Consider the following 22,833-nt stretch of genomic DNA (forward strand, 5'->3'; position numbering starts at 1 on the left):
TTGATATGTCCTGATTCTGAAAATGGACTCGCTACACTTTCTAATCTATTAAAATCTTTACTTGCAAAAGATAAACAAAATTACCCTGTATCCACAAAAATATATAGCTTAGGCAATGACCAAAAAGAAGTAACACAAGCCTTTTCATCTTTCTGTAAAAAAGAAAAGTTAATTAACAATGAAGCGTCTGCACAAGAAATAGGAAGTTTTCTCCAATTAGCTGCCATGTATGGCCATATCGATGTGGTTAACGCCTTGCTTAAAGACAAGCTGTGTGATCCGAATGAAAAAACCAACGCAGGAGTTATAGCACCCCACCTAGCTGCAGAGAGTGGCCATATCGATGTGGTTAACGCCTTGCTTAAAGACAAGTTGTGTAATCCAAATGAAAAAAACGACACCGGAACTACAGCACTAGATCTAGCAAAGATAATGGATCATGAAGATGTAGTTAAAATCTTAAAGAATCATTTAAGATCTATAAAAAATAAGCATGCTAATTCTAATCCGCATTCATTTTTTAAACCCGATTCTTCCAATGAGACAAAACAAACATCTCTTCCGCTACGCTCAGTTGAGAACCTCGCGCAGCGATAGAAGTGAGTTGATAGGTTAAAAATACACTGCAGCCCACATCAAGCCATTCGCTGGGAAAAATGTGGGTTCCTCTATCAAGGGTATGCGTTTTTTACTAATTATCACTTGCTTCCATCAAGCTCTTATCTCATTGATAGGAAAATACGCTATTATTGCCCTATGTCGACTTTATTTATATCGGATTTACATTTGAGTGCCAATCAACCCGCATTGACACGTTTATTTCTCTACTTTATACAACACCAGGCAAGAAAAGCCGAAGCACTCTATATTTTGGGCGATCTGTTTGAAAGCTGGATTGGCGATGATGATGAATCCCCTTTCAATCAACAAATTGCCGCCACGCTCGCAGAATTAAACGCGCGCGGTGTCAAAACCTATTTTATGCCCGGTAATCGTGATTTCTTAATTGGACAGCGTTTTATTAAGAAAGCGGGCTGCCAATTACTGAACGACCCTACTTTAATAACACTCTACGGTATACCTACGCTGCTAACGCATGGTGATAGTTTATGCACATTGGATAAAAACTATATGGCGTTCCGTCACCTCGCACGTACGCGCTTTTTACAATCGCTATTTTTAGGATTACCGCTGTTTCTACGCCAGGAAATTGCCCGTTACTTACGTGGAAAAGAACACACCGGTATGCCTAGCCATGACGCAAAATACGATATAGTGATGGATGATTTAATGAAGGAAGTAAAAGAATCGTCAGCACAATGGATCATCCATGGACACACCCATCAACCCTGTATTCAGTTATTCAACCAAGAGACCCAACACACTACAGCCGAAAATTCAAATGCTAAGCGTATAAAACGATTCGTGTTAAGTGATTGGAGTCCCTCTGAAGGTAATGCATTGATTGTTTTGCCGAATAGAGACAGTGCCTTAGTTTATTTCTCGTGACCTTCTTTGTTTAACTCTAAACGCGCATTCACCGAATCAGGTAACAAGGCTTTTAGCCCACTTTCTACCGGTTCAAAATGTGGAATCAATACCGACTCCTTCCAAGATTGCTCTTTAGAAAAAGGTGTTAACCCCGCTAGCATCATCAGTAACACAACAACTAAAATACCACGCGCCACACCAAATATAATACCTAATACTCTATCCGTTCCACTTAATCCTGTATTAGAAACTAATTGGCCAATCAGATAATTAATTAACATCCCTAATATTAATGTGGCTAAGAACAAGCCAACAAAGCTAACCACCAGTCTCACTGAATCGGAATGAATCACATTCACTAACAAGCCAGCAATATATTGATAAAAGATAAAGCTGACGATAATAGCCGCGACCCATATCACCAAAGAAACAATTTCACGCACAAAACCGCGCATCACGCTAATCAGCACCGACAGTGCAATAATAGCGATAATCGTATAGTCAATCCAATTGAACGTAGACATGCTAAAAAACCTAATTAAGTTAACGGTATATATTACAACACATCAGGTTGAAATATAGGCTGCTGTGAGTATAGCTTAGCTAATGATTTTGATACAGATCGTCCAAGGTAAAAACAGAATGCAAACGATAACCCTTTTCTTCTAAAGCTTTTCGACCACCTTCTTGTCTATCAACTAATACAACCACATCGGTTACTTGCAAGCCTTGTTGTTGTAAAACATCGATGGTCTTGATGACACTACCGGCCGTTGTCACTACATCTTCGATGACTAAACAATTTTGACCTTTTTTAAAAACGCCTTCGACTTGTTTTTTTGTGCCATATTCTTTCGCTTCTTTACGACAAATTACCATCGGTAAATTTTGATCTAAAGAAATACAGGTAGCTATCGGTAAAGCCGTATAGGGAACACCGCATAACAAGCTCGTTTGCAGATTTTTCACTCTATCCCAAAGCGCACAAGCGACCTCGCGCAACAATTTGGGATAGGCAATAATAGAACGTAAATCAATATAAACAGGCGAAATCTTACCGCTACGCAGTGTAAATTCACCAAATTTAATGACATTAATGTCTGTTAATGAATGGAGGAGTTCTTGTTTTTTATTCATTGTATTAAATTATTGTTCTTGAACGTGACTATATAAAAATCATCGTCATTGCGAGCGCCGCAGGCGCGCGGCAATGACAGCGTTTGTTTCATCAAGAATTTCTTCTTCTATTCGTTCTAAACTGACCAATTTCTCGCCTTGGTTTAATCGGATTAAACGCACGCCTTGAGAATGCCGACCCGCACTACGAATTTCTTCTACACGTGTACGTACTAAGGTCGCTTTATTGGTAATTAACATGACTTCATCTTCAGGGAATACCTGAACCGCCGCCACTACATTACCATTCCGTTCAGTTATTTTAAGCGCTACTACACCACTACCGCCACGACCCGTTAAACGATGTTCGTCTATTGGCGTGCGTTTACCATAACCCTGACTCGTCGCCGTTAATATCTGTCCGTCGGGTTTAGCAATAATCAATGAGATAACGCGTTGTCCTTCTTGTAATTTAACACCTCTAACCCCACACGCCGTACGTCCCATTGCTCGCACTTTACTTTCATTAAAACGAATCACTTTCCCCGCATCGGTAAACAATAAGACGTCTTGCTGACCATCTGTTAATGCAACACCCACTAAACGATCACCTTCACGCAAATCAATTGCAATAATACCGTCATTTCGTGGTCGTGAAAAATCAATCAAACTGGTTTTCTTGACCGTTCCATTCGCCGTTGCCATAAAAATAGCGTGGTCAGCATCAAAGTGATGCACCGCCAATACCGCATGAATACGTTCATCCGCACCCAAACTTAATAAATTAACAATGGGTCTTCCTTTCGCAGTTCGACTTCCTTCGGGTAATTTATACACTTTAAGCCAATGTACTTTACCTAAACTTGAAAAACATAATAACGTGGCATGCGTATTCGCAATCAATAGATGTTCTATAAAATCTTCTTCTTTGATATCACCGGACGATTTTCCTCTGCCACCACGCCGTTGCGCTTGATACACATCTAATGCTTGACGTTTGATATAGCCATCATGCGATAGTGTAACCACAACGTCTTCGGATGGAATTAAATCTTCTTCATTAATTTCTGAATCAACCGTCACAATTTCAGTACGACGTACATCTGAAAACTCTTCTCTGACCGCACATAATTCTTCACGCACGACCTGACGTAAACGATCCGGATTACTCAGAATTTCTAATAACTCACTGATCAGTGTTAACTGTTCACGGTATTCATTCAGAATTTTATCCTGCTCTAATCCCGTTAAACGGTGTAAACGCAGATCTAGAATAGCTTGTGCTTGTTCGGGTGATAAACGGTAACGTTGCGTTTCTGAGATCAGACCATAAAGACTGAATTCTTTTTCAGTCAATCGTTTACCTTCGGATACAGGCACTTTGCGCAGCATCTCTGCGACCACACCTAATTGCCAATCTTGCTGCAACAGTTGTTGCTTGGCTGAGCTCGGGTCTTTAGCGGCTTTGATTAACGCGATCATGGGATCAATATTCGCTAAGGCAATCCCTAAGCCCTCTAAGATATGCGCACGTTCACGCGCCTTATGTAAATCAAATAAGGTACGTCGTGTGACGACTTCGCGACGATGGGATAAAAATGCTTCTATAAGCTGCTTCAGATTAAGGAGTGCCGGCCTGCCATCGACTAAGGCCACCATATTAATACCAAATGTCACTTGAAACTGTGTTTGAGAGAAAAGATTATTCAGCAGTACATCGGCATTTTCACCACGTCGTACCTCAATCACAATTCGCATACCGTCTTTATCGGATTCATCACGCAACGCAGTAATCCCTTCGATGCGCTTTTCTTTGACTAATTCAGCAATCTTTTCTATTAACTTGGCTTTATTAACCTGGAAAGGAAGCTCGGTCACAATAATACGTTGTTTATTGGTTTTTTCATCGAGCTCAAAGTGCGTTCTTGCTCTAACAAAAACTCGCCCTCTTCCGCCGTGATAGGCTTCTACAATGCCTTTTCTGCCATAAATTAAGCCCGCGGTTGGGAAATCAGGGCCTTTTACCAAGCTGATCAAATGCTCAATGCTCAGTTCAGGATCGTCGATCAAGGCTAGACACGCGTCAACCACTTCAGCCAGATTATGGGGCGGAATATTGGTCGCCATCCCTACCGCGATACCAGAGGAACCATTCACCAATAAATTAGGCACACGGGTGGGTAATACGACGGGGATTTGCTCTGTTTCATCATAATTGGGGACAAAATCAACCGTTTCCTTGGCCAAATCCGCTAGCAAGGCATGCGCTAGCTTTGACATACGAATTTCGGTATATCGCATCGCCGCGGCGGAATCGCCGTCTATGGAACCAAAATTACCTTGACCATCAATCAAAATCGAGCGTAGCGAAAAGGTCTGTGCCATACGCACAATCGCATCATAGACAGCATTATCACCATGCGGGTGATATTTACCAATCACATCCCCGACCACACGGGCTGATTTTTTATAGGCCTTATTCCAGTCATTGCCCAGCTCGCTCATGGCAAATAAAATGCGTCGGTGAACAGGCTTTAAGCCATCCCGTACGTCAGGTAAAGCACGGCCAACGATAACACTCATCGCATAAGACAGATAAGACTGCTTAAGCTCTTTTTCAATCGTGACGGATATAATTTCGTTGGCTACTACTGGCTCTGTCATAAAAACCCATTCATACACAAAATAAGCTGAATATTACCATAAATAGGGGGCAATCGGCAGCTTAATCTTCATAGAAAAACAAAGAAAAAAGGGCGTTCTCAAGGGAGAAAACAAGGGGTAAAAAAAAACGCTAGTAAAGGGCTAGAGAAAGACTCCAACCCCTTTTTATATCCCTAAACAGCTAGCCCTGCTGTGTCTTAAGCGTAAGACCCTATTGAGCGGCTTTAGCAGCGGAAGCAGCAGCATCGGCAGCGGAAGCAGCAGCATCGGCAGCGGATTTAGCAGCAGCAGCGGCATCCTTGTCAGTTGCTGGCGTTATTGTCGCTGCATTAGGGGTTGTTGTACCGGCCGCTGGCTGCGTCGTATCCGTTGCCGCAGAAGGGGGTGTTTGTGTTGGCTCTGCCGTTGCTGGGTTAGCTGGCTCAGCCCCATTAACTGGCGCTGGATTCGTTATTTGGTCTTGGATAGGCAATGCTGTATCCATTTGATCGCCTTGCTTATCAGAAGACTGATGACCACAACCAGCTAAGGCCACTGTCAACAGCATTGAAACCAAAAACTTCTTATACATAAGCAAAATTCCCCATCTAAGTAGTGCATAATAGCGTTAAGAAAAAGCTTGTCAGTAGATGAGCCTCTTTCCAAACGATGTCATACCCATGACAGGGCTTGAAAAAAGGCCTAGCCCAGGGCTGATATAAAACCACCCCCTGACAAAACCCTAAAACCTTATAGTAAGGCCAGAGTAAGCATAGCAAAACTTTTCAGTAAAACAAAATCCCTCCTTTTAGCACCCCAAAGCGCGGCATGGCGCCTGGTTTGGCCCCCTTGGCTTATTGCTAAGCTACTAAATACTGTTATAATGCCCCCAGATTTAGTTTTTTGTAAGCCAATATGGCTACCCGCCATGGGCTTACTTAATTAAGAGAAGCAAAGCGAACGATAAAAATCAACGCTTTGTAAGCCCTAAACTAAAGCAAAAAGCTTTAGTTTTTTATTGAAATTTAGGTGTGGGGACACCCATTAAAAACCCCAAATTATTAAAGAATTAAATTGGTCCGGCTTCTAAGTTTGTAGTCATTTATTTGAGTCACTATTCTCCGCTCCGGTTTTTTTAGAACGTGGTCGATACCCCTGCTTTTTAAAGCCTATGATAAAGGTATTTACTTCTTACAACAGATTGTATCGTTCACTAGAACTTAAGCGTTGAGAATAAACATAGACAAACTTGTAACGTGTTGAAAACAGAATTTTAAAACCGATGCTACCCGTCTAAAAGACAAGATAGCTTATGCAAATGCAAAGAATAACGTTAACCCGCTTTAAATCGACCACATTGATTAAGCGGTCATTATTTCAAACTGCACTCGTTTTAGTTTTAATTTGTTTTAGTTGTATATTCGCACGTTTACAAGGAATACAAGCTTAGTTGGACCTTTTATCCCAATAGGATTCAACGATGCATAGTGAAAAAAATCGAATATTAATTAATGCCGCTCAAGCAGGAGAAATCCGAGTGGCCTTATTAGAAGAAAACAAACTTTCTGACTTAGATATTGAATATACAGGCCAAGAGCAAAAAAAATCCAATATCTATAAAGGGAAAATTAGTCGTATTGAGCCTAGCTTAGAGGCTGCCTTTATCGACTATGGCGCTGATCGCCATGGTTTTCTACCCTTCAAAGAAATTGCCCCCTCCTACTTTAAATTTAAAAACAATGATCAAGCGATTAAAAGTTCGCTGAAAGTAGGTCAGGAAATGATGGTGCAAATAGAAAAAGAGGAGCGCGGTAATAAAGGCGCTGCTTTGACAACCTACATCACATTACCCGGCAGCTACCTAGTATTGATGCCCAATAATCCGGGCGCTGGTGGTATTTCGCGTCGTATCGAAGGTGAAGAGCGACGTGCCATGCAGGACTCATTAAGCCAATTGGCTGTTCCTGGTGAAATGGGACTTATTCTACGCACAGCAGGTGTAGGACGTGATCTACAAGAACTACAAAATGATTTTGGTTTATTGCTTAAGCAATGGGATGCCATACAACACGCATTTAATGAACGTTCAGCGCCTTTCTTAGTTTTTCAAGAAGGCGATCTGATTACCCGTTCTATACGTGACTACCTGCGACGTGATATTGATGAAATCATTATCGATGATAAAAAAATCTATGAAAAAATAAGACAATACATCGAGCAAATCCGTCCTGACTTTTTATCGCGTATTACCCTTTACCAAAACCCAACACCGCTCTTTCTACAATTTAATATAGAAGAAGCCGCTGAATCAGCCTTTCAACGTGAAATACGTTTAGCTTCCGGCGGTACCATTGTCATTGATCGTGCCGAAGCCTTAGTTGCCATTGATATTAACTCCGGCCGTTCTACCAAAAATGGCGATATCGAAGAAACGGCCATAAAAACAAACTTAGAAGCCGCTAAAGAAATTGCGCATCAATTACGTGTACGTGATTTAGGCGGATTAATTGTTATCGATTTCATCGATATGAATTCTGAAGATAACAAGCGCAAAGTTGAAAACTGTTTACGCGAAGCGACCAAAAAAGATCGCGCACGCATTCAAATAGGACGTATTTCGGCGTTTGGATTATTAGAAATGTCTCGCCAACGTTTACGTCACTCCTTAGGTAAAGCGAATGAAACACTTTGCCCGCATTGTAGCGGACAAGGCACCGTACGAAGTCCAGCGTCATTAGCTTTATCGCTGATTCGCTTAATTGAAAAAGAAGCATTAAAGAAATCAACACAACAATTACGTGTAGAGTTGCCGATTGATATGCTAACCTATCTTATCAATGAAAAACGAACGGCCATTAACCAAATCGAACAACGTTATCAAGTCACGTTGCAACTTATTCCTAATCCTTACTGGCAATCGCCGCAACATAAAATTACCGCACTGACCAAAAGCGCTGAAGATAAAGACAGCCATGTAGCCAGTTATGAGTTACTAGAAAATAGAACACGTACTGATGTTTCTATGCCTTATGCTGCACCTGTGGCTCGTCAACCTGAAGTGCCCGCGGTAAAATCGATTGTTCTACCTAACAACAAAAACAAATCTAAAACGCAATTAGGCGTGTTAAGTCGTCTGTTTTCCATGCTCAGCGATTTAACTAAATCTAAAAAAACAACACCGGTAGTTGTTGCACAGCCCGCTAAGAAAGCAGAACACTATGCTGCAAAACCGCATCAAGAACGCCGTTATGCAAAAGGAGGCAATAGAAACAACAATAACCGAAGCCGCCCCCGAAGAGAGCGTGGACAAGGTAATCGCTATCCAGCTGCCAACAACCAACCCACTCGATATGAACAGCAAACACAAGCTAAGCCTTCTGCTGTAGAAAGAACACCGCAGCCCAGAAGAAGACCACCTGAGCGCGCACTTCCCATCGAGGAAACTCAAGCAGTAAAAAAACAACATCCGGTACAACCGCGTCCTGCTCCTAGAAAGCCGATTGAAGCGGTAGAAAAACCAAGCATCGTTACTGCTCCTCAAGTAGTACCAACACAAACACAGGCTATAGTTACCCATCCGAAACCAGTGAATCCTACTACGAGTGAAAAGACGGAAAATAAAGCACCCGCTAATAGTGCATTGCGATCACATAGACGCAACCCACGACGTTATGGTGGAGAACCTAAATTACGCCACCGTAACTATGCTTTTGAAGATCAATCTTCTGAAAAGCACCATAAATAGCTAATCTTCTAAACATCCGAGGCGCTTAGTTGAGCGCTCCGGATGTTTATTCTTTTTTAATTAATAAAACTTTTTAAGTATTTTATTCAAACTTAAATTATCATTGCTGCGTGAAAAACGCGTTCGATGAGACAGGAAAGCATTGTGAAAGCAATGCGAAGTCGAAGAGCCCGCGATAGGCGTGCGTTGACGGGCGAAGCAGGAAACGCATCACGCCGTAAAGTCATTTGTGGGAGGCACGGGCATGAACTCCGAAGGAGTGAGTGCGTGCCGGACGCAGGACGTATCGCGGCCTAATTTCAGTCGCGTCATGCGAACGAATTTCGGGGACACCATGGCCGAAATTCTTCGGGAGCATAGCGACTCACTTGTAATTTATAAGATAATAGCCCTAAGTTTACTTCTTGGTTTTTTTCTTGCCTTGTCTTGCCTGGGCATAGGCGATAGCAACCGCCTGCTTTTGATTTCTACCGTGTCGTACCAGTTCCGCTATATTCTCCGATATAATCTTTTTTGATTTTCCTTTTTTTAGTGGCATATGAAACCCCCTAATAAAATTTGTTCGTTTTGCGAAATCCCCTACCGGGTAAAACCCTATTTAATCCCTACTTCCAAATTTTGCTCTCTTAGTTGTAAAGCAAACTCGGAAAGAACAGAAATAAAAGCATTATGCTTAATATGCAAATCCCCTTTTACACATATTTCTTCCCGATGCAATAAAGCCAAATATTGTTCTACTTCTTGTTACAGAGTAGCCCAGAAAAACAAAGGAAAAATTGAGTATATTTGTCAACACTGCCTTAAACCATTCATCGGACATGCATGTCATACAAGTGAGTCGCTATGCTCCCGAAGAATTTCGGCCATCGTGTCCCCGAAATTCGTTCGCATGACGCGACTGAAATTAGGCCGCGATACGTCCTGCGTCCGGCACGCACTCACTCCTTCGGAGTTCATGCCCGTGCCTCCCACAAATGACTTTACGGCGTGATGCGTTTCCTGCTTCGCCCGTCAACGCACGCCTATCGCGGGCTCTTCGACTTCGCATTGCTTTCACAATGCTTTCCTGTCTCATCGATAGAAAATATTGCTCTAAACCCTGCGTCAATAAAGCATCTAAAGAAACTTTCAAGCCTTCTTTTACAACTGTAAGAAAGTCTCTAGTTACTAGAGGATTAATTGATCGCTGCAATCGGTGTGCTTATAATATTGAGCCACGCACCCTTGGCGTTCACCATAAAGATAAAAATCGTAATAATAATGATATATCTAATCTTGAAGTCCTTTGTCCAAATTGCCACAGCCTAGAGCACCTTAAACATATTAGTCATTGACTCCCTATTAAATAACCATTTAGTCAATGGAAGCCTATTTTGCAAATTCTGCTAAGCCCGTAACCTGCTTTATTACTGCAACTTATCCCAAAGAAATCCACGAATTTTGGGTTTTATAATCATTGATTGATACTCTCAATTATTAATTCTATTAATTAATCGATCAAAACTACGCAGTACTTTTTTTAACATATTCCGGTAAGCTTAACTTACTCAAAAAAGCATGGGCGGCCTATTTTAACCTTGACTATTCTGACAGATAGTAATACAAGTGAGTCGCTATGCTCCCGAAGAATTTCGGCCATCGTGTCCCCGAAATTCGTTCGCATGACGCGACTGAAATTAGGCCGCGATACGTCCTGCGTCCGGCACGCACTCACTCCTTCGGAGTTCATGCCCGTGCCTCCCACAAATGACTTTACGGCGTGATGCGTTTCCTGCTTCGCCCGTCAACGCACGCCTATCGCGGGCTCTTCGACTTCGCATTGCTTTCACAATGCTTTCCTGTCTCATCGTTCGAAGTTTTGCACCTCTATCAAAACCGGAAACTCTCTCTCTTTCAAGAGTTTTGTACGATTTGGTCGGAACTAGTACAGATTAATCAACCACACCTGGCCATTCGCATTCAAATGACCTTGGATCTGGCTCGCTTGATTACTTCCTAACACCCGGTTCACGGCAAGTGCTTGAGGATTAGGTTGCGCAAAGTTAACCGTTTCTTTTGGCGCAATATCGAACTGGTTCCAGTTCAGCGACAGATTTTGACTTTGCTGATTAATGGTTGTGGTATTGCCTGACTGGCTAATATTTCCAGCACCTGCAGTTACTTGCCCGCCGATCGGAGCAGCTTGGGCACTCATCATCGTAGCGCTTAAAATAAATAATAAGACAAGCTGTTTAAGACGGCAGATAAAATGCATAAACATAACCTAATAAGGTGTTAACAATATTCAAGATCAGCTAACAAGAATAGATAATCTTGTACCATTTCTTAGATGAAACTTTATTGTTGATATAAGTTATATTTTGTTGGACTTTTAAGAGAACAATGAGGGTATAATCTAATTTGAAATTATTATGGAACCCATCAAGTCCGTATTATATCCTTATTACATCCATCCTTTCAACTTAAGTGCTTTTATTAACTAAACACAGCTGAGATCTTTATTTCCATTCAGATGCGCCGGGAAAGAAAGGCCAAAGTGTAAATAGGTCTGTTTCGTCGCGATGCGACCCCGCGATGTACGCATCATAAAGCCTTGCTGAATTAAATACGGTTCAATTACTTCTTCGATAGTATCGCGCTCTTCGCCAATCGCTGCTGCTAAGCTATCTAAACCAACCGGACCTCCATCGAATTTTTCGATAAGACTCGTTAATAACTTACGGTCCTGTTGATCAAATCCTTGTCGATCAACCTCCAACAAATCTAATGCCTGAGCAGCCAACAACGCATTAATATACCCGTCGGCTTTCACTTCTGCAAAATCTCTAACCCGTCGCAATAAGCGGTTAGCAATACGCGGCGTGCCCCTCGCACGCTTAGCAATTTCCATCGCGCCGTTAGGATCAATTTTTACGTTCAAAATACTAGCAGAACGAATCACAATACCACATAAATCGTCCACACTATAAAATTCAAGTCGCTGTACAATACCAAAACGATCACGCAACGGAGAAGTTAATAAACCTGCACGCGTTGTCGCGCCAATTAAAGTAAACGGTGGTAAATCTAATTTAATAGAACGCGCCGCCGGACCCTCACCTATCATGATATCTAATTGGTAGTCTTCCAATGCGGGATACAATATTTCTTCAATAACAGGACTTAAACGATGTATTTCATCAATAAATAAAACTTCCCGGCCTTCAAGATGCGTTAGTAATGCCGCTAAATCGCCCGCCTTTTCTAAAATAGGACCTGAGGTTTGTTTGAGCGATACGTTCATTTCATTGGCAATAATATGTGCCAAGGTTGTTTTTCCTAACCCAGGCGGTCCCACGATGAGCACATGATCCAGCGCTTCATTGCGTGCACGCGCGGCCTGAATGAAAAGACCCATTTGCTCAGAAACGGAAGACTGTCCTAAATAATCGGCGAGCGTTAGCGGACGTATACGCGGTACCAGCTTATCGTCTTCCGATAATTTCTTAGCACTAATCAGTCGATCAGATAACAACATAAGAACAACCGTGGTTAGTATATAAATAACACAAATTTATTGTGCGCTATTAAAACATGGCTCCCTTTTACAGAGGGTAACTTCCGTATTCAAAGGCAAAAAACCTTTTTCACTTAAGGCAAAAAACAATATCTTACGATCCGTTTTATTAAACGCGAGGCCAAAATCAGACGCTAGCATCTCATCCACTAAGCGAAGATTACCTGAACTGACTGCTTTTTCTAATAGCAAAGGCTTATATTTTTTAGAAAATTGATCTTTATCTTCCTTCGTCATATGTTTAAATAATACACGCACCGCTTCTAAGTTCTCAACCTCTAATGCCGTGAGTAGAGCGTCTTTTTTATCCATTAGCGTCAACCGCTTTTCCTTTTCTAATAACAAATTCAAGATGCGCTTATCATATTGGCGGCAAGCAAAATAGATGGCAGGAAACGTTTCCTTTAGCCCGCCTATTAATTTATTATTATTATCCTGCTTAATACAAGCACCGGCTTCCAACAAATGCTTCGTTGTTTTCCATTGTCCCGCTTTTACTGCCAGCACCAGCGATGAAAAACCAGCCACTTCTCGCTCAAGGTCTGCCCCTGCAGCAAGCAAACACTTTACATATTCATTTTTACCCAACTGAGAAGCGAGCATCAGCGGCGTCCATCCTTCCACATTGGACTTATCAATCTCTTCTTTATCTAAACTTCGTATAAACTGAGCCAATGCGTCACTTTCTGGATTCAGTACCACAAAATGCAAAAGTGATCCCTTGAGTAACTCGTTTAGATCAATCTTTTTATTCTCATGAAATAATTCGGCATGCAACATTTTCTTATGAAACAGTATACGCCTATAGGATTGCGTAGCTTGCAGCGCTTTTTCAAAGGCCTCTTTTTGATCGGTATAGAGCCATTTATAGCGTAAGGTATCGTTTGCTATTTCTTCTTGAAGATCCGCGTCCATTAATTCACGACAAATCGGTAATTTAAATACTTCAAACAGTTCAAAAAAAGCAAGTGAGTCGCTATGCTCCCGAAGAATTTCGGCCATCGTGTCCCCGAAATTCGTTCGCATGACGCGACTGAAATTAGGCCGCGATACGTCCTGCGTCCGGCACGCACTCACTCCTTCGGAGTTCATGCCCGTGCCTCCCACAAATGACTTTACGGCGTGATGCGTTTCCTGCTTCGCCCGTCAACGCACGCCTATCGCGGGCTCTTCGACTTCGCATTGCTTTCACAATGCTTTCCTGTCTCATCGATCGCTAAAAAGTGTATGCTGAAATAAAAAAATCGGAAAAATAAACTAAAAGCAGAGAAACATCAAGTGGAAATTAAAAACATTAACACACTGTAGATTCAAAACTTCTTTTGAAGTGCTTGCAGAACAAAATCTTCCGAATAGAAACGCGGATCATTTTCTTCAGTCGGTACCGGCGCTAATTTACAACCAAGAAGGTTGGCCATAAGAAGCAACAGGCCCGAGCCATCAAATTGTGAAGGATTAAATATTTTTAGCCCGGGTATATTATTAGTCTTTCCTTCTACTTGAGGTAATGGAGATTTGAAAAATCGATGCCGAATTGCGCCACATATTGCTGAATGACTTGCGCTATTTTTGGCATCTCTACGTTTACGCTGATGTACAGCCGGATGCTCAGGCGCTTTATTAAACAATAGATTATTTTTAGCTTGCCTATAATGCGTTATTTGATCTTTAAATGCGGTAGCATTCTTTATGCGTGCTATTTCATGCTTGAGCGTGATCGATTTATCCTCAAATACGATGGACAAGCTTTCTAATTTAGGTGTTTGATAAAACGCTTGCAATGATAGGGCATAGCGCTCACTTTCTGTGATGCGACTATCCAATACGTTGCTAATAAGTAAATTATCTCCCAACCGATAAAAATGGTAATCACCCGCTTTCTTAGCACTCACTATAGTCGTGTTTTCTTCTACATCTTCGGGATTAATAACCATGATATCTTTATCGTGAGGAAATTCTAAAGGTATTGGTTTTAAAGCCCACCCGGCATCCATTTTCATGGGCGCATGCTGGAGAACAATATGTAATCGACTCGTCCATTTTTTAAGTACTGCGTTCTTTAAACGTATCGTGCTAATGAGACAATCGACCCCCTGCATAGACGTAAATAACGCTATAGCGACATCATCGCCTATCAACATCGTCCTTGCTTGAACGCTTAATCCTAAATCTTTTTGCAACTGATTGCTTATTTCGCGTAAATCTAAGGTGTCAATTAAGTTTGCATCGTCCCTATCATAAATTACCACTTCAGGCAGTGGTAATTTATGCACATCTAAAATCTTATGACCCGAACGAATAACAAATACGTTTTCGCCGCCATTTCCTATTAAATGACTTCGACGATAAGGATCATTAGGCAACACATCATGCTTACCATGGCCTATAGCAATTGTTTCATTGCTTGGAAGCGATTGCACAAAAATAGTGAGCTTTAAACGATTAGCGGTTTTAGAACAGTCCTTTATTATATCGTCTATAGAACGGTTCGTGCTTTGAAAAGCATAGAAGTTATTCCCCTCGACTCTTATTTCAGCATTATCACTCAATTGTAAAACTAACTGATTACTAGCATATTGAGTAATACGCAGCGTAAATTCATTCTCTATGCCATAGCGATCGGTATCATTGATTAACCGTGTATCAATCTGATCTTCTATAAAAGAAAGGCTTAGCGTATTATTTGTCTTTTCCAGCCTATTAATATCATTCAATGTATAGGCAAACGCAAATCGATGCAAACCACCCGCCTCCAACAAACTAACCGCGGCCTCCCCTTTATTTACAATAGGCACACTGTAAGTAAACTGACTGTTCCTATTTCTAGCATGGTTAAGAACATTCGTGTAAGGTCTTATAATAAGTTTAAGCGCATATTCACAATGCTTATTTTTGGGAATAAAAATAACATCTGGGTTGTGTTGATTTTCTCCGCCTCGTGCATCGCTGTAGCGTGTATGGCAACCGATACGAACGCTGTCTTGTTTGTTTGCGCGTAAAAGAATATTACTTATCCTATTAACTCTTAACGGAATAAGCTGGTTTTTAGCTTGTTCAGTAAAATAAATAAGGCTCCTTGTATTTTTTAAATTAACCGAAATAGTTTTTTGCTCCTTCGCAAACAGACCTAAATCCAAGGTATTCGTACCGTTACCGCCATGAAGAGTACCGCTAATCGTATGGCCTTCTAACAAAAAACTATCGTTACCATCGCCTAAGTGAGCGATTTTATGCCCATTGCCCACGATAACAACGTGATCGCCTTGAGGAAAACCTATCACCCTATCATTTCCATCACCTAAGTTAATGAGTGTCGTATTTCCTGTTCTGGCATCAGCATATTCTATACCCATCGCCTTATCACAAAAGTAGGCGCCCTCACTGGGTATAGCGCCATCATCGCCTGTGGGCGCACAAAAAAGATCGCCTTCCAGCGCATCAGGCTTCGTTCGACTCCAATGAATATCGTTTACCTTTCGATCAAGTAGCACCGTGTTATTTAAATATATATCCAACTTATTGGTACAGTCTTTTCTAGTTTTATATTTAAAATAATTGCCAAATTGATCGGGTTGGCACCCTAAAAAGTCGAGTGGTGAACAATTTGCCCTATGGCTAATCGTATGGCATAAAGCAATATCGGGGCAATTTTCTCTATAGATAAGCGTATTGCATACCTCCACGACATTCGCGGTTGGTAAAATAGCTCGCTGTAGACTGGTATGGTTTTTTAAGAAATCAATTCCTTGTTTGAATAAGCGATTATTCGCCTGCTTCTCCTCCATTAAGTGTTGTAGGTACTGCTTAGGATTCATTCCTACAAAAGCACGCAAGCCTTCAATGAATTTTTCTGTACTGCTTAAATGAATCAGCGCATCTATTTTATCAACTTGTTTAACGGCTAAATAAACATCAGTTCCAATAAACACTACCGCCCCAATCGTCGCGCCTATAGGCCCTGTAACCGATGAAACACCTTCTAAGAATCCAAGCCCTTCTGCTATTTCTATACCAATCTCTGCGCCATCAACACCCAGAAAAATACTGTCGCCCATAATACCTGCTACCGCATCCGGGTTTCCTTGCTGATATGATTTTATTTGATTAACTAAATCATAAACAATATAGACTGAAGTGCCTCGTGCTAAAAAAGGTGATGCCATCCTAAATGATCGACCCAGCAGTCGTTGATCATTTAAAATCAGTTTTGTTCCCTTTATAGATGCCTTTTCTGCTAGTTTTGCAAATACTTGCCCTCCCGCAATAAATCCTATGTTAATCGCAACACCTGTATAATCTTCCTGAAAAAAATCCTTCAGCGTGTTTTCAGCCATCATCCCATACATCGCCATGCCCGATACACGGCCTAGTTTATTCAAATACATTAAGGTTTTTTGATGCTCAACTAAGACACCAACCTGATCGTTAGCCGCGCCTGTTACAACGGTTTTATCGGGTAACTGAAGTAACTGCGCACGCTTAGTTTCCGATAGCGATGGATCGGCAAGAAACACTAGAAATTGCTCACTGTTAATTTTGATTTCACTAAATTCTCTTGATTTCTCCTTTTCTTCATTGAACTCATCCACATCCTTCCATGAAATCTCACAGCCTTCTTCTAGCGTATTTCTTTTACGTCGAGCAGGAGGGTGATATCCGCTAGGGCCCGGTAAACAATTCTCTGACTGTATCCTTTCATAATGCTGAATGACAATATTCCATTCTGCCGTTGATAAATGTTCAAACAGCGTGGAAAAATCCTCTGTGCTATGCATAATTGAAGCAACCGTTTCTTTAAGGTTATTAATAACATAGCGACGTTGATCGGATTTTAAATGTTCAAGTAGAATAGTGAAATCATCCACGCTGTGGATAATCGAAGACAATCGTTGTTTAATATTCTCAAATACGTAATGGCGCTGATCAGACCTTAACCCTTTAGTAATGATATCAAAATCATAGACGGTATCGATGATTGAAACTAAGGTTTCCTTAAAATTATCAAACACTTGCCTACGTCGTTTAGTACTTAAAGCTCTAAAACGATTATAAAAGTCACAAGCATTAAACACATATCTACTTTGCTGATGATCTAAATTTTTAATAACGCGAACAAAATCATCCAAGTTATTAATGATTACCGCTAACTTTCCTTTAAGCGTAACAAGCATATCGGTACGATACTTAGGCTCTAAATGTCCCAGTAAAATATACAAGTCATCTACATGCTGGATCAACGAAGATAAGCGTTGTTTAACCCCATCAAACACATAACGGTATTGATCGGGTCTTAAATCTTTAATAATGACAATAAAACTATGGGGGCTATCGATAATAGAAACTAACATTTCTTTAAAATTATCAAATAGTTCCCTACGTTGCGCTGCTTCTAACGCATCCCAAAAACCATAAAAATGATAAGCATTAAGTATATACCTACGTTGCTCAGACTCTAATCCTTTAACAACGATAAGAAAATCATAGACGTTCTGAAGAATTGAAGCTAACTTTCCTTTAAGAAGAAGGAGCAATTCCGTACGTTGCGCGGGCTCTAATTCGGTAAGAATAAGCGATAAATCATTTGAATTATGAATAAACGAAGCTAATCTTCTTTTAACACTATCAAACACAGAACGACGTTGATCAGGTTCTAACCCGTGAGTAACAATAGTAAAACTATCCATACTATTGATGAGATCAACTATCCCCTCCTTATAATAATCAAATACATACCTACGTTGCTGTTCAGAACCTAAGTTTTTAAAAAAATTATAAAAATCATGCGCATCTTCAAACATCGCTTGAAGTCCTCCTTGGAATTATCATGGACTTGATTGCAATGTCTAACACATCGCATAAAAATTTCCACCCTGCTGTATAGGTTTTTATGTCGCCTCAGCAGGGTGAATCAAGCCTTCTATTAAGCGGGTTTGAATGCTTTATTTTCTCCTTCTTCAGAGGTATTCGATAAAGGTACACCGCTTAGGCTTTCCGCGGTAGGTAATTTAAACAGTCTACTTGTCATACCTAATGGCAGGGCTTCAGTTTTTTTCACACAGTTTGTTACAGCTTCTATTCTGCTTGAAAAATTAGGAAAACTTTTTAACGTATCACCATTGATAGATGCTAGCACTGTTTCATTACTCAGCATATCGATTAGCTTTAAAGTAGCATAAAGAGAATAATCACTAACACCCATCTTTTTATCTTCCATCGCTTGTATTTCTTGCCTAATACAATCCCATCGGTTTGATAGATAAGCGAGCTCCTGATGCAAAGGAGCAACGGGCTGACGAAGAATCGTAGGTTTTAAAAGCATTGGATTTTTTAATAAAACAATCTTAAATTTTTCAGCGCAATCACCTAATATTGAACTCTTTTTCTCTGTAGAAGCCTCTCTATATTCGGATAACTTAGCGGTTATAAATCTACTAACCCCTTGCAATTCTTGCTGAATATAATCCCACCCGTTTGATAGATAAGTGAACACTTGATATAAAGAAGGAGCAACGGACTGATATAAAACCCCAGGTTTGAAAAATAGTGGATTTTCTAATAAAATAATCTTAAATTTTTCAAGGCAGTCATCTAATATTAATTTTTTTTCTTCTATAGAAGCCGCACTATATCCTGATAACTTAGCTTTTATAAACGCATCAATTAAAGGATAAAAGTTTTCTTTTGCCGCATAGTGTAGCGCTGTCATCCCATTTTTATCCTCTACTAAATAATCAGCACCATGATCTAAGAGTATTTCATTAACTACTTCGCTTCTATAGTACAAAACATTTACATGGAGAAGCGTCTGCCCTTTTTTATCGGGCATATTAATATTAGCGCCCGCACTAATAAGGCTCTTTAATATCTCATTATCTTTTGTGTCCTGTGCTAATGCATTATGGATGATTGCATCGCCATCTTCACCGATAGTATTAATAACCGCACCAGCGCCTGCCTCTAACAGCATATCGACGATTTCAGTTTCACCATGTAATACCGGTGATTGAAGCAATGTGTACCCTCTATCATTAATCTCTTTAACATCAGCCCCATTTTCTATAAAAATCTGAATTAATGGTGTAATAAAATTAAAGCATGCTTCGCTAATTGGCGAAGCACCAGACTTGTCTTTTAAATTAATATTTGCGCCATAGCGTAATAATAAACGGATTAAATCTTCCCGATTGGGTGTGTACCCACAAAGCTCTTCATTCGCAAGATAATGCAATGCGGATTCGCCATGCTTGTTTAGTATCCAATTTGCAACGTCACGGTGTTGATGTTTCCTTAAAAAATCTTCAACCGTCGCAAGATTTCCTTCAATAATAAATGCTTTAAATTTTTCAATCTCTTCTTTCATTTATTTCATCTCCCTATTATTTATAATCCAGATCATTATAAATGGTTTCATAAAAAAATCATTTCACAAAACAATTAACATTATCTTTTAGGTAAAAATCAAACGAATGAAATAAATTTAATAGCGGAGAATCAATGGAAGTAGTTGGTTTAACGCTTAGCGCGTATCCATATTTTTTAAAGCGGTACGAATCAACATTTCAACCGATAAATTATCCACTTTAATTTTTAATACCGCACGATTGGCTTCTTGAGGCTTATAACCTAAGGCAATCAGCGCAGAAATAGCATCTTGTTGATACTGGCGAGAAATATCTGTTTTACCACCCACGGTGGCGATCGGTTTATGCGACTCCCTATTAACCAGTACACTTAATCGATCGCGCATTTCAATCACTAAACGTTCGGCAGTCTTTTGCCCAATACCGGGAACACGCTGTAATGTCGCAATATCTTGCTGCTCCACGCACGCAATTAATTCCCATGATTCAATTTTAGATAAAATACCTAAAGCTACTTTAGGGCCCACACCATTTACTTTTAAAAGCTGGGAAAATAAAGCACGCTCTTGTGGATCACTAAAGCCATATAAATAATGTCCGTCTTCACGAACAATAAATTGCGTATAAAGCATCACTTCTTGGCCTAATTCAGGCAGCTGATAAAAAGTATGCATCGATGCTTGTACTTCATAGGTAAATGCATTCGCCATTTCTAATAGCAAAAAAGGTGGTTGTTTTTCAATCAGCTTGCCGCGTAATCGATTAATCATCGTAATCTTCCTCGTCGAAATCGTTTCTGTATTCCCATTGTTTGGGCGAGTGCTGTTTGTAGCGGTTTTGATTGCGCATGACAGACGGCAATCGCAAGTGCATCTGCCGCATCGGCTTGAGGAGAATCGCTTAAATTAAGCAACAAGCGCACCATATGCTGTACTTGTTGTTTATTTGCCGCACCATAGCCTACGACTGACTGTTTAACTTGTCGCGCCGAATATTCACTGACAGAAAGTTCAGATACCGCGGCCGCCACAATGGCAGCACCCCTGGCTTGACCTAACTTAAGTGCCGCATTGGGATTGATGTGAAAAAAAACTTGTTCAATGGCAACCTCAGTCGGTTTATATTGATTTAATACAATTTGCAAACCATCAAATATTTTTTTTAAACGTTCTGAAAAAGGATTCTTACCTAATTTGATACAACCACTATCTAAATAAGTGAGTTTCGATTCAGCACTTTGTATAACCCCATATCCGGTAATACAAGAACCAGGATCGATACCCAAAATAATAGTCATATTTAATACTCACAGCAAGAAGCGTCTATTCCTGATTAGAATACACCATCTGCACGTCGTCTAAATCTTCTAACATCGCGGTTAAACGTTCCATCTTCTCTGCATCATCACCTGTCAATGCAACATGCGTCGCTGCCAACCAAGTAACTTCACTATTGGCAGGCATTAATTTTTTTTCTTCAAATAATGATTTTAATTGTGGCAACAATGTCTCTGAGCTAAACACATCAATACTTTTATCGGGATAAGTCACCACGTCGTCTGCGCCCGCCTCTAATGCTATCTCTAAGATCTTTTCTTCTTCAGCATCTGGCTCAAACGTAATAACGCCTTTTTTATTAAATAAATAAGCAACAGAACCGCTAGTACCTAAATTACCACCGCATTTTGTAAATGCATGTCGTACTTCAGCAACCGTTCGATTCCGATTATCCGTTAATACATCAACGAGAACGGCCACACCTTTTGGCCCATATCCTTCATAACGTATTTCTTCCATCTGCGCGCCTTCTAAGCCACCCGCTCCTTTTTTAGTAGCACGCTCAATCGTATCTTTACTCATATTCGCCGATAAGGCTTTATCAACCGCTAAACGTAAACGCGGATTTTTACTCAGATCCCCGCCGCCCATTCGCGCCGCGACCGTAATTTCACGAATCAATTTGGTAAATAATTTACCGCGTTTAGCATCTTGTGCATTTTTTCGATGCTGAATATTTGCCCATTTACTGTGTCCAGCCATACTACACTTCTCTTATTTTTATACTCGTCGCACTTGAGTTTTCGGCTGTGTTGCCGAAAATCCTACTGCTGTGAGTATGTTAACTTACCGCGCTCCTAACGCAGACTCATCTTGACAAAAAATTTGTTGGTACTGGATTGCCGATATTAATGACATAAAAGGCAATAACCAAATCAAACCAATCCCTAATGTTACAAGACCTATTCCTAAAAATAAAAGACTAGCCAGTAACAATAAAGCTATATTTTTAAATACATGCTGATTAATTGACTTAAAGGCCACCGCAAAACTTTCTTTAAGCGACATTTTTTTATCTAAAATCAATAACATGCTCATCGTAATCAGCATGGCGATATAGGTAAATAAAATAACAAATACAATAAATTGTATTACCATACCAAACGCAAAAGTATTTTCTAACCCGGGCGTATTAACTTTGTTTAGAATGAGTTTGCCCCCGGTAACTAAAAGAAAGTTCAATAAATAAAAACTAAGCGCAATGATCGTTAACGGTTTCCAGGCTTTACGAAACTCAAAAACCATCGTTGAACTAATGGCTTGATGGCGAAGGTGTTGTAACGCTAAAAAAACCAGCGACATACTCAACAATAAACGTAATACTTCAAAAAAACCGCCGGCAATAAATCCGCCTATCGCCCCTACTTTATAAAACTGCAATACCGAGCAAACAGTCACGAAAAATTGAAATACAACATAAATGCCCGCTAGGGTAAGAAATAGTAAGGCAAACCCACCCCAAAAAGATTTTTTCATGCCTTTTATTCGATGCCAGGCTTCCTTATAAATAGCAACGATAGGAATTGAATACTGACCTGTCGTTGCTTTAACTAAATTAGGTGGTAACGATTGTGACATAAACAA

At 40.4% G+C, this 22,833-nt stretch carries 22 protein-coding genes; 5 read left to right on the forward strand and 17 right to left on the reverse strand.

Annotated features, from left to right (window positions below):
* Both KX723_RS05595 and KX723_RS05600 read left to right on the forward strand, forming a co-directional pair.
* Positions 1 to 597 (forward strand): ankyrin repeat domain-containing protein, encoded by a 597-nt coding sequence (locus KX723_RS05595; RefSeq protein ID WP_218813437.1) that lies wholly within the window; start codon positions 1 to 3, stop codon positions 595 to 597.
* A gap of 105 nt (positions 598 to 702) precedes the next feature.
* The gene (locus KX723_RS05600; protein WP_218813438.1) at positions 703 to 1,509 is read left to right on the forward strand and encodes a UDP-2,3-diacylglucosamine diphosphatase; all 807 of its coding nucleotides are present in this window, start codon (positions 703 to 705) and stop codon (positions 1,507 to 1,509) included.
* Here the strand turns inward: KX723_RS05600 and KX723_RS05605 are convergent.
* The 4 genes from KX723_RS05605 to KX723_RS05620 all read right to left on the reverse strand — a co-directional run bounded on the left by KX723_RS05605 (position 1,497) and on the right by KX723_RS05620 (position 5,842).
* Complete coding sequence (locus KX723_RS05605; RefSeq protein ID WP_218813439.1) at positions 1,497 to 2,015, reverse strand: CvpA family protein; 519 nt, start codon at positions 2,013 to 2,015, stop codon at positions 1,497 to 1,499. The two genes, KX723_RS05600 and KX723_RS05605, sit on opposite strands and share 13 nt — an antisense overlap.
* Before the next feature lie 79 nt (positions 2,016 to 2,094).
* Positions 2,095 to 2,628, reverse strand: coding sequence for an orotate phosphoribosyltransferase (locus KX723_RS05610; protein WP_218813440.1), 534 nt, complete (start codon positions 2,626 to 2,628; stop codon positions 2,095 to 2,097).
* A gap of 45 nt (positions 2,629 to 2,673) precedes the next feature.
* On the reverse strand, positions 2,674 to 5,271 hold the full coding sequence (gene gyrA / locus KX723_RS05615) for a DNA gyrase subunit A (RefSeq protein WP_218813441.1): 2,598 nt from the start codon (positions 5,269 to 5,271) through the stop codon (positions 2,674 to 2,676).
* A gap of 211 nt (positions 5,272 to 5,482) precedes the next feature.
* Entirely contained in the window at positions 5,483 to 5,842 is a 360-nt protein-coding gene (locus KX723_RS05620; protein ID WP_218813442.1) for a hypothetical protein, read from the reverse strand.
* An 888-nt stretch (positions 5,843 to 6,730) separates the two neighbouring features.
* Here KX723_RS05620 and KX723_RS05625 point away from each other — a divergent pair.
* The gene (locus KX723_RS05625) at positions 6,731 to 8,995 is read left to right on the forward strand and encodes an Rne/Rng family ribonuclease (protein WP_218813443.1); all 2,265 of its coding nucleotides are present in this window, start codon (positions 6,731 to 6,733) and stop codon (positions 8,993 to 8,995) included.
* A gap of 126 nt (positions 8,996 to 9,121) precedes the next feature.
* Positions 9,122 to 9,292: a hypothetical protein gene (locus tag KX723_RS05630; RefSeq protein WP_218813323.1), complete on the forward strand. Its 171-nt coding sequence runs from the start codon at positions 9,122 to 9,124 to the stop codon at positions 9,290 to 9,292.
* Positions 9,293 to 9,392: 100 nt separating this feature from the next.
* Here KX723_RS05630 and KX723_RS05635 read toward each other — a convergent pair whose 3' ends face one another.
* Together KX723_RS05635 and KX723_RS05640 are read right to left on the reverse strand one after the other, a co-directional pair.
* Entirely contained in the window at positions 9,393 to 9,533 is a 141-nt protein-coding gene (locus KX723_RS05635; protein ID WP_218813444.1) for a hypothetical protein, read from the reverse strand.
* Positions 9,534 to 9,899: 366 nt separating this feature from the next.
* Positions 9,900 to 10,070: a hypothetical protein gene (locus KX723_RS05640; RefSeq protein WP_218813323.1), complete on the reverse strand. Its 171-nt coding sequence runs from the start codon at positions 10,068 to 10,070 to the stop codon at positions 9,900 to 9,902.
* On the opposite strand from KX723_RS05640, the gene KX723_RS09865 reads away from it, so the two are divergent.
* Positions 10,054 to 10,329, forward strand: a complete 276-nt coding sequence (locus tag KX723_RS09865; RefSeq protein ID WP_218813445.1) for an HNH endonuclease — start codon at positions 10,054 to 10,056, stop codon at positions 10,327 to 10,329. The genes KX723_RS05640 and KX723_RS09865 overlap by 17 nt on opposite strands.
* 342 nt (positions 10,330 to 10,671) lie before the next feature.
* Here KX723_RS09865 and KX723_RS05650 read toward each other — a convergent pair whose 3' ends face one another.
* The 11 genes from KX723_RS05650 to KX723_RS05700 form a co-directional block, all read right to left on the reverse strand.
* A complete protein-coding gene (locus KX723_RS05650) occupies positions 10,672 to 10,842 on the reverse strand; it encodes a hypothetical protein (RefSeq protein WP_218813323.1) in 171 nt (56 codons plus the stop codon).
* Between the two features lie 74 nt (positions 10,843 to 10,916).
* The gene (locus tag KX723_RS05655) at positions 10,917 to 11,249 is read right to left on the reverse strand and encodes a two-partner secretion domain-containing protein (protein WP_218813446.1); all 333 of its coding nucleotides are present in this window, start codon (positions 11,247 to 11,249) and stop codon (positions 10,917 to 10,919) included.
* Positions 11,250 to 11,474: 225 nt separating this feature from the next.
* Complete coding sequence (gene ruvB, locus KX723_RS05660; protein ID WP_218813447.1) at positions 11,475 to 12,512, reverse strand: Holliday junction branch migration DNA helicase RuvB; 1,038 nt, start codon at positions 12,510 to 12,512, stop codon at positions 11,475 to 11,477.
* A gap of 36 nt (positions 12,513 to 12,548) precedes the next feature.
* On the reverse strand, positions 12,549 to 13,553 hold the full coding sequence (locus KX723_RS05665; RefSeq protein WP_218813448.1) for an ankyrin repeat domain-containing protein: 1,005 nt from the start codon (positions 13,551 to 13,553) through the stop codon (positions 12,549 to 12,551).
* Between the two features lie 37 nt (positions 13,554 to 13,590).
* Complete coding sequence (locus tag KX723_RS05670) at positions 13,591 to 13,761, reverse strand: hypothetical protein (RefSeq protein WP_218813323.1); 171 nt, start codon at positions 13,759 to 13,761, stop codon at positions 13,591 to 13,593.
* 100 nt (positions 13,762 to 13,861) lie between these two features.
* Entirely contained in the window at positions 13,862 to 18,349 is a 4,488-nt protein-coding gene (locus tag KX723_RS05675; protein ID WP_218813449.1) for a hypothetical protein, read from the reverse strand.
* A 122-nt stretch (positions 18,350 to 18,471) separates the two neighbouring features.
* Positions 18,472 to 19,911 (reverse strand): ankyrin repeat domain-containing protein, encoded by a 1,440-nt coding sequence (locus tag KX723_RS05680; RefSeq protein ID WP_218813450.1) that lies wholly within the window; start codon positions 19,909 to 19,911, stop codon positions 18,472 to 18,474.
* 156 nt (positions 19,912 to 20,067) lie between these two features.
* Positions 20,068 to 20,682 (reverse strand): Holliday junction branch migration protein RuvA, encoded by a 615-nt coding sequence (gene ruvA / locus KX723_RS05685; RefSeq protein WP_218813451.1) that lies wholly within the window; start codon positions 20,680 to 20,682, stop codon positions 20,068 to 20,070.
* Positions 20,679 to 21,209, reverse strand: coding sequence for a crossover junction endodeoxyribonuclease RuvC (gene ruvC / locus KX723_RS05690; protein WP_218813452.1), 531 nt, complete (start codon positions 21,207 to 21,209; stop codon positions 20,679 to 20,681). Before ruvC ends, ruvA begins: the two co-directional genes overlap by 4 nt.
* 25 nt (positions 21,210 to 21,234) lie before the next feature.
* The gene (locus KX723_RS05695) at positions 21,235 to 21,951 is read right to left on the reverse strand and encodes a YebC/PmpR family DNA-binding transcriptional regulator (RefSeq protein ID WP_218813453.1); all 717 of its coding nucleotides are present in this window, start codon (positions 21,949 to 21,951) and stop codon (positions 21,235 to 21,237) included.
* An 84-nt stretch (positions 21,952 to 22,035) separates the two neighbouring features.
* Positions 22,036 to 22,827: a hypothetical protein gene (locus KX723_RS05700; protein WP_218813454.1), complete on the reverse strand. Its 792-nt coding sequence runs from the start codon at positions 22,825 to 22,827 to the stop codon at positions 22,036 to 22,038.
* Between the last annotated feature and the right edge of the window lie 6 nt (positions 22,828 to 22,833).

Origin of the sequence: Rickettsiella endosymbiont of Dermanyssus gallinae, from assembly GCF_019285595.1 — a bacterium.
In the GTDB taxonomy this organism is placed as follows: domain Bacteria; phylum Pseudomonadota; class Gammaproteobacteria; order Diplorickettsiales; family Diplorickettsiaceae; genus Rickettsiella_B.

Coding starts and splice junctions, on each gene's coding strand:
- KX723_RS05605 (WP_218813439.1), bottom strand. CDS start 2,015: ATGTCTACGTTCAATTGGATTGACTATACGATTATCGCTATTATTGCA.
- KX723_RS05610 (WP_218813440.1), bottom strand. CDS start 2,628: ATGAATAAAAAACAAGAACTCCTCCATTCATTAACAGACATTAATGTC.
- gyrA (WP_218813441.1), bottom strand. CDS start 5,271: ATGACAGAGCCAGTAGTAGCCAACGAAATTATATCCGTCACGATTGAA.
- KX723_RS05620 (WP_218813442.1), bottom strand. CDS start 5,842: ATGTATAAGAAGTTTTTGGTTTCAATGCTGTTGACAGTGGCCTTAGCT.
- KX723_RS05625 (WP_218813443.1), top strand. CDS start 6,731: ATGCATAGTGAAAAAAATCGAATATTAATTAATGCCGCTCAAGCAGGA.
- KX723_RS05630 (WP_218813323.1), top strand. CDS start 9,122: ATGAGACAGGAAAGCATTGTGAAAGCAATGCGAAGTCGAAGAGCCCGC.
- KX723_RS05635 (WP_218813444.1), bottom strand. CDS start 9,533: ATGCCACTAAAAAAAGGAAAATCAAAAAAGATTATATCGGAGAATATA.
- KX723_RS09865 (WP_218813445.1), top strand. CDS start 10,054: ATGCTTTCCTGTCTCATCGATAGAAAATATTGCTCTAAACCCTGCGTC.
- KX723_RS05640 (WP_218813323.1), bottom strand. CDS start 10,070: ATGAGACAGGAAAGCATTGTGAAAGCAATGCGAAGTCGAAGAGCCCGC.
- KX723_RS05650 (WP_218813323.1), bottom strand. CDS start 10,842: ATGAGACAGGAAAGCATTGTGAAAGCAATGCGAAGTCGAAGAGCCCGC.
- KX723_RS05655 (WP_218813446.1), bottom strand. CDS start 11,249: ATGCATTTTATCTGCCGTCTTAAACAGCTTGTCTTATTATTTATTTTA.
- ruvB (WP_218813447.1), bottom strand. CDS start 12,512: ATGTTGTTATCTGATCGACTGATTAGTGCTAAGAAATTATCGGAAGAC.
- KX723_RS05665 (WP_218813448.1), bottom strand. CDS start 13,553: ATGGCCGAAATTCTTCGGGAGCATAGCGACTCACTTGCTTTTTTTGAA.
- KX723_RS05670 (WP_218813323.1), bottom strand. CDS start 13,761: ATGAGACAGGAAAGCATTGTGAAAGCAATGCGAAGTCGAAGAGCCCGC.
- KX723_RS05675 (WP_218813449.1), bottom strand. CDS start 18,349: ATGTTTGAAGATGCGCATGATTTTTATAATTTTTTTAAAAACTTAGGT.
- KX723_RS05680 (WP_218813450.1), bottom strand. CDS start 19,911: ATGAAAGAAGAGATTGAAAAATTTAAAGCATTTATTATTGAAGGAAAT.
- ruvA (WP_218813451.1), bottom strand. CDS start 20,682: ATGATTAATCGATTACGCGGCAAGCTGATTGAAAAACAACCACCTTTT.
- ruvC (WP_218813452.1), bottom strand. CDS start 21,209: ATGACTATTATTTTGGGTATCGATCCTGGTTCTTGTATTACCGGATAT.
- KX723_RS05695 (WP_218813453.1), bottom strand. CDS start 21,951: ATGGCTGGACACAGTAAATGGGCAAATATTCAGCATCGAAAAAATGCA.
- KX723_RS05700 (WP_218813454.1), bottom strand. CDS start 22,827: ATGTCACAATCGTTACCACCTAATTTAGTTAAAGCAACGACAGGTCAG.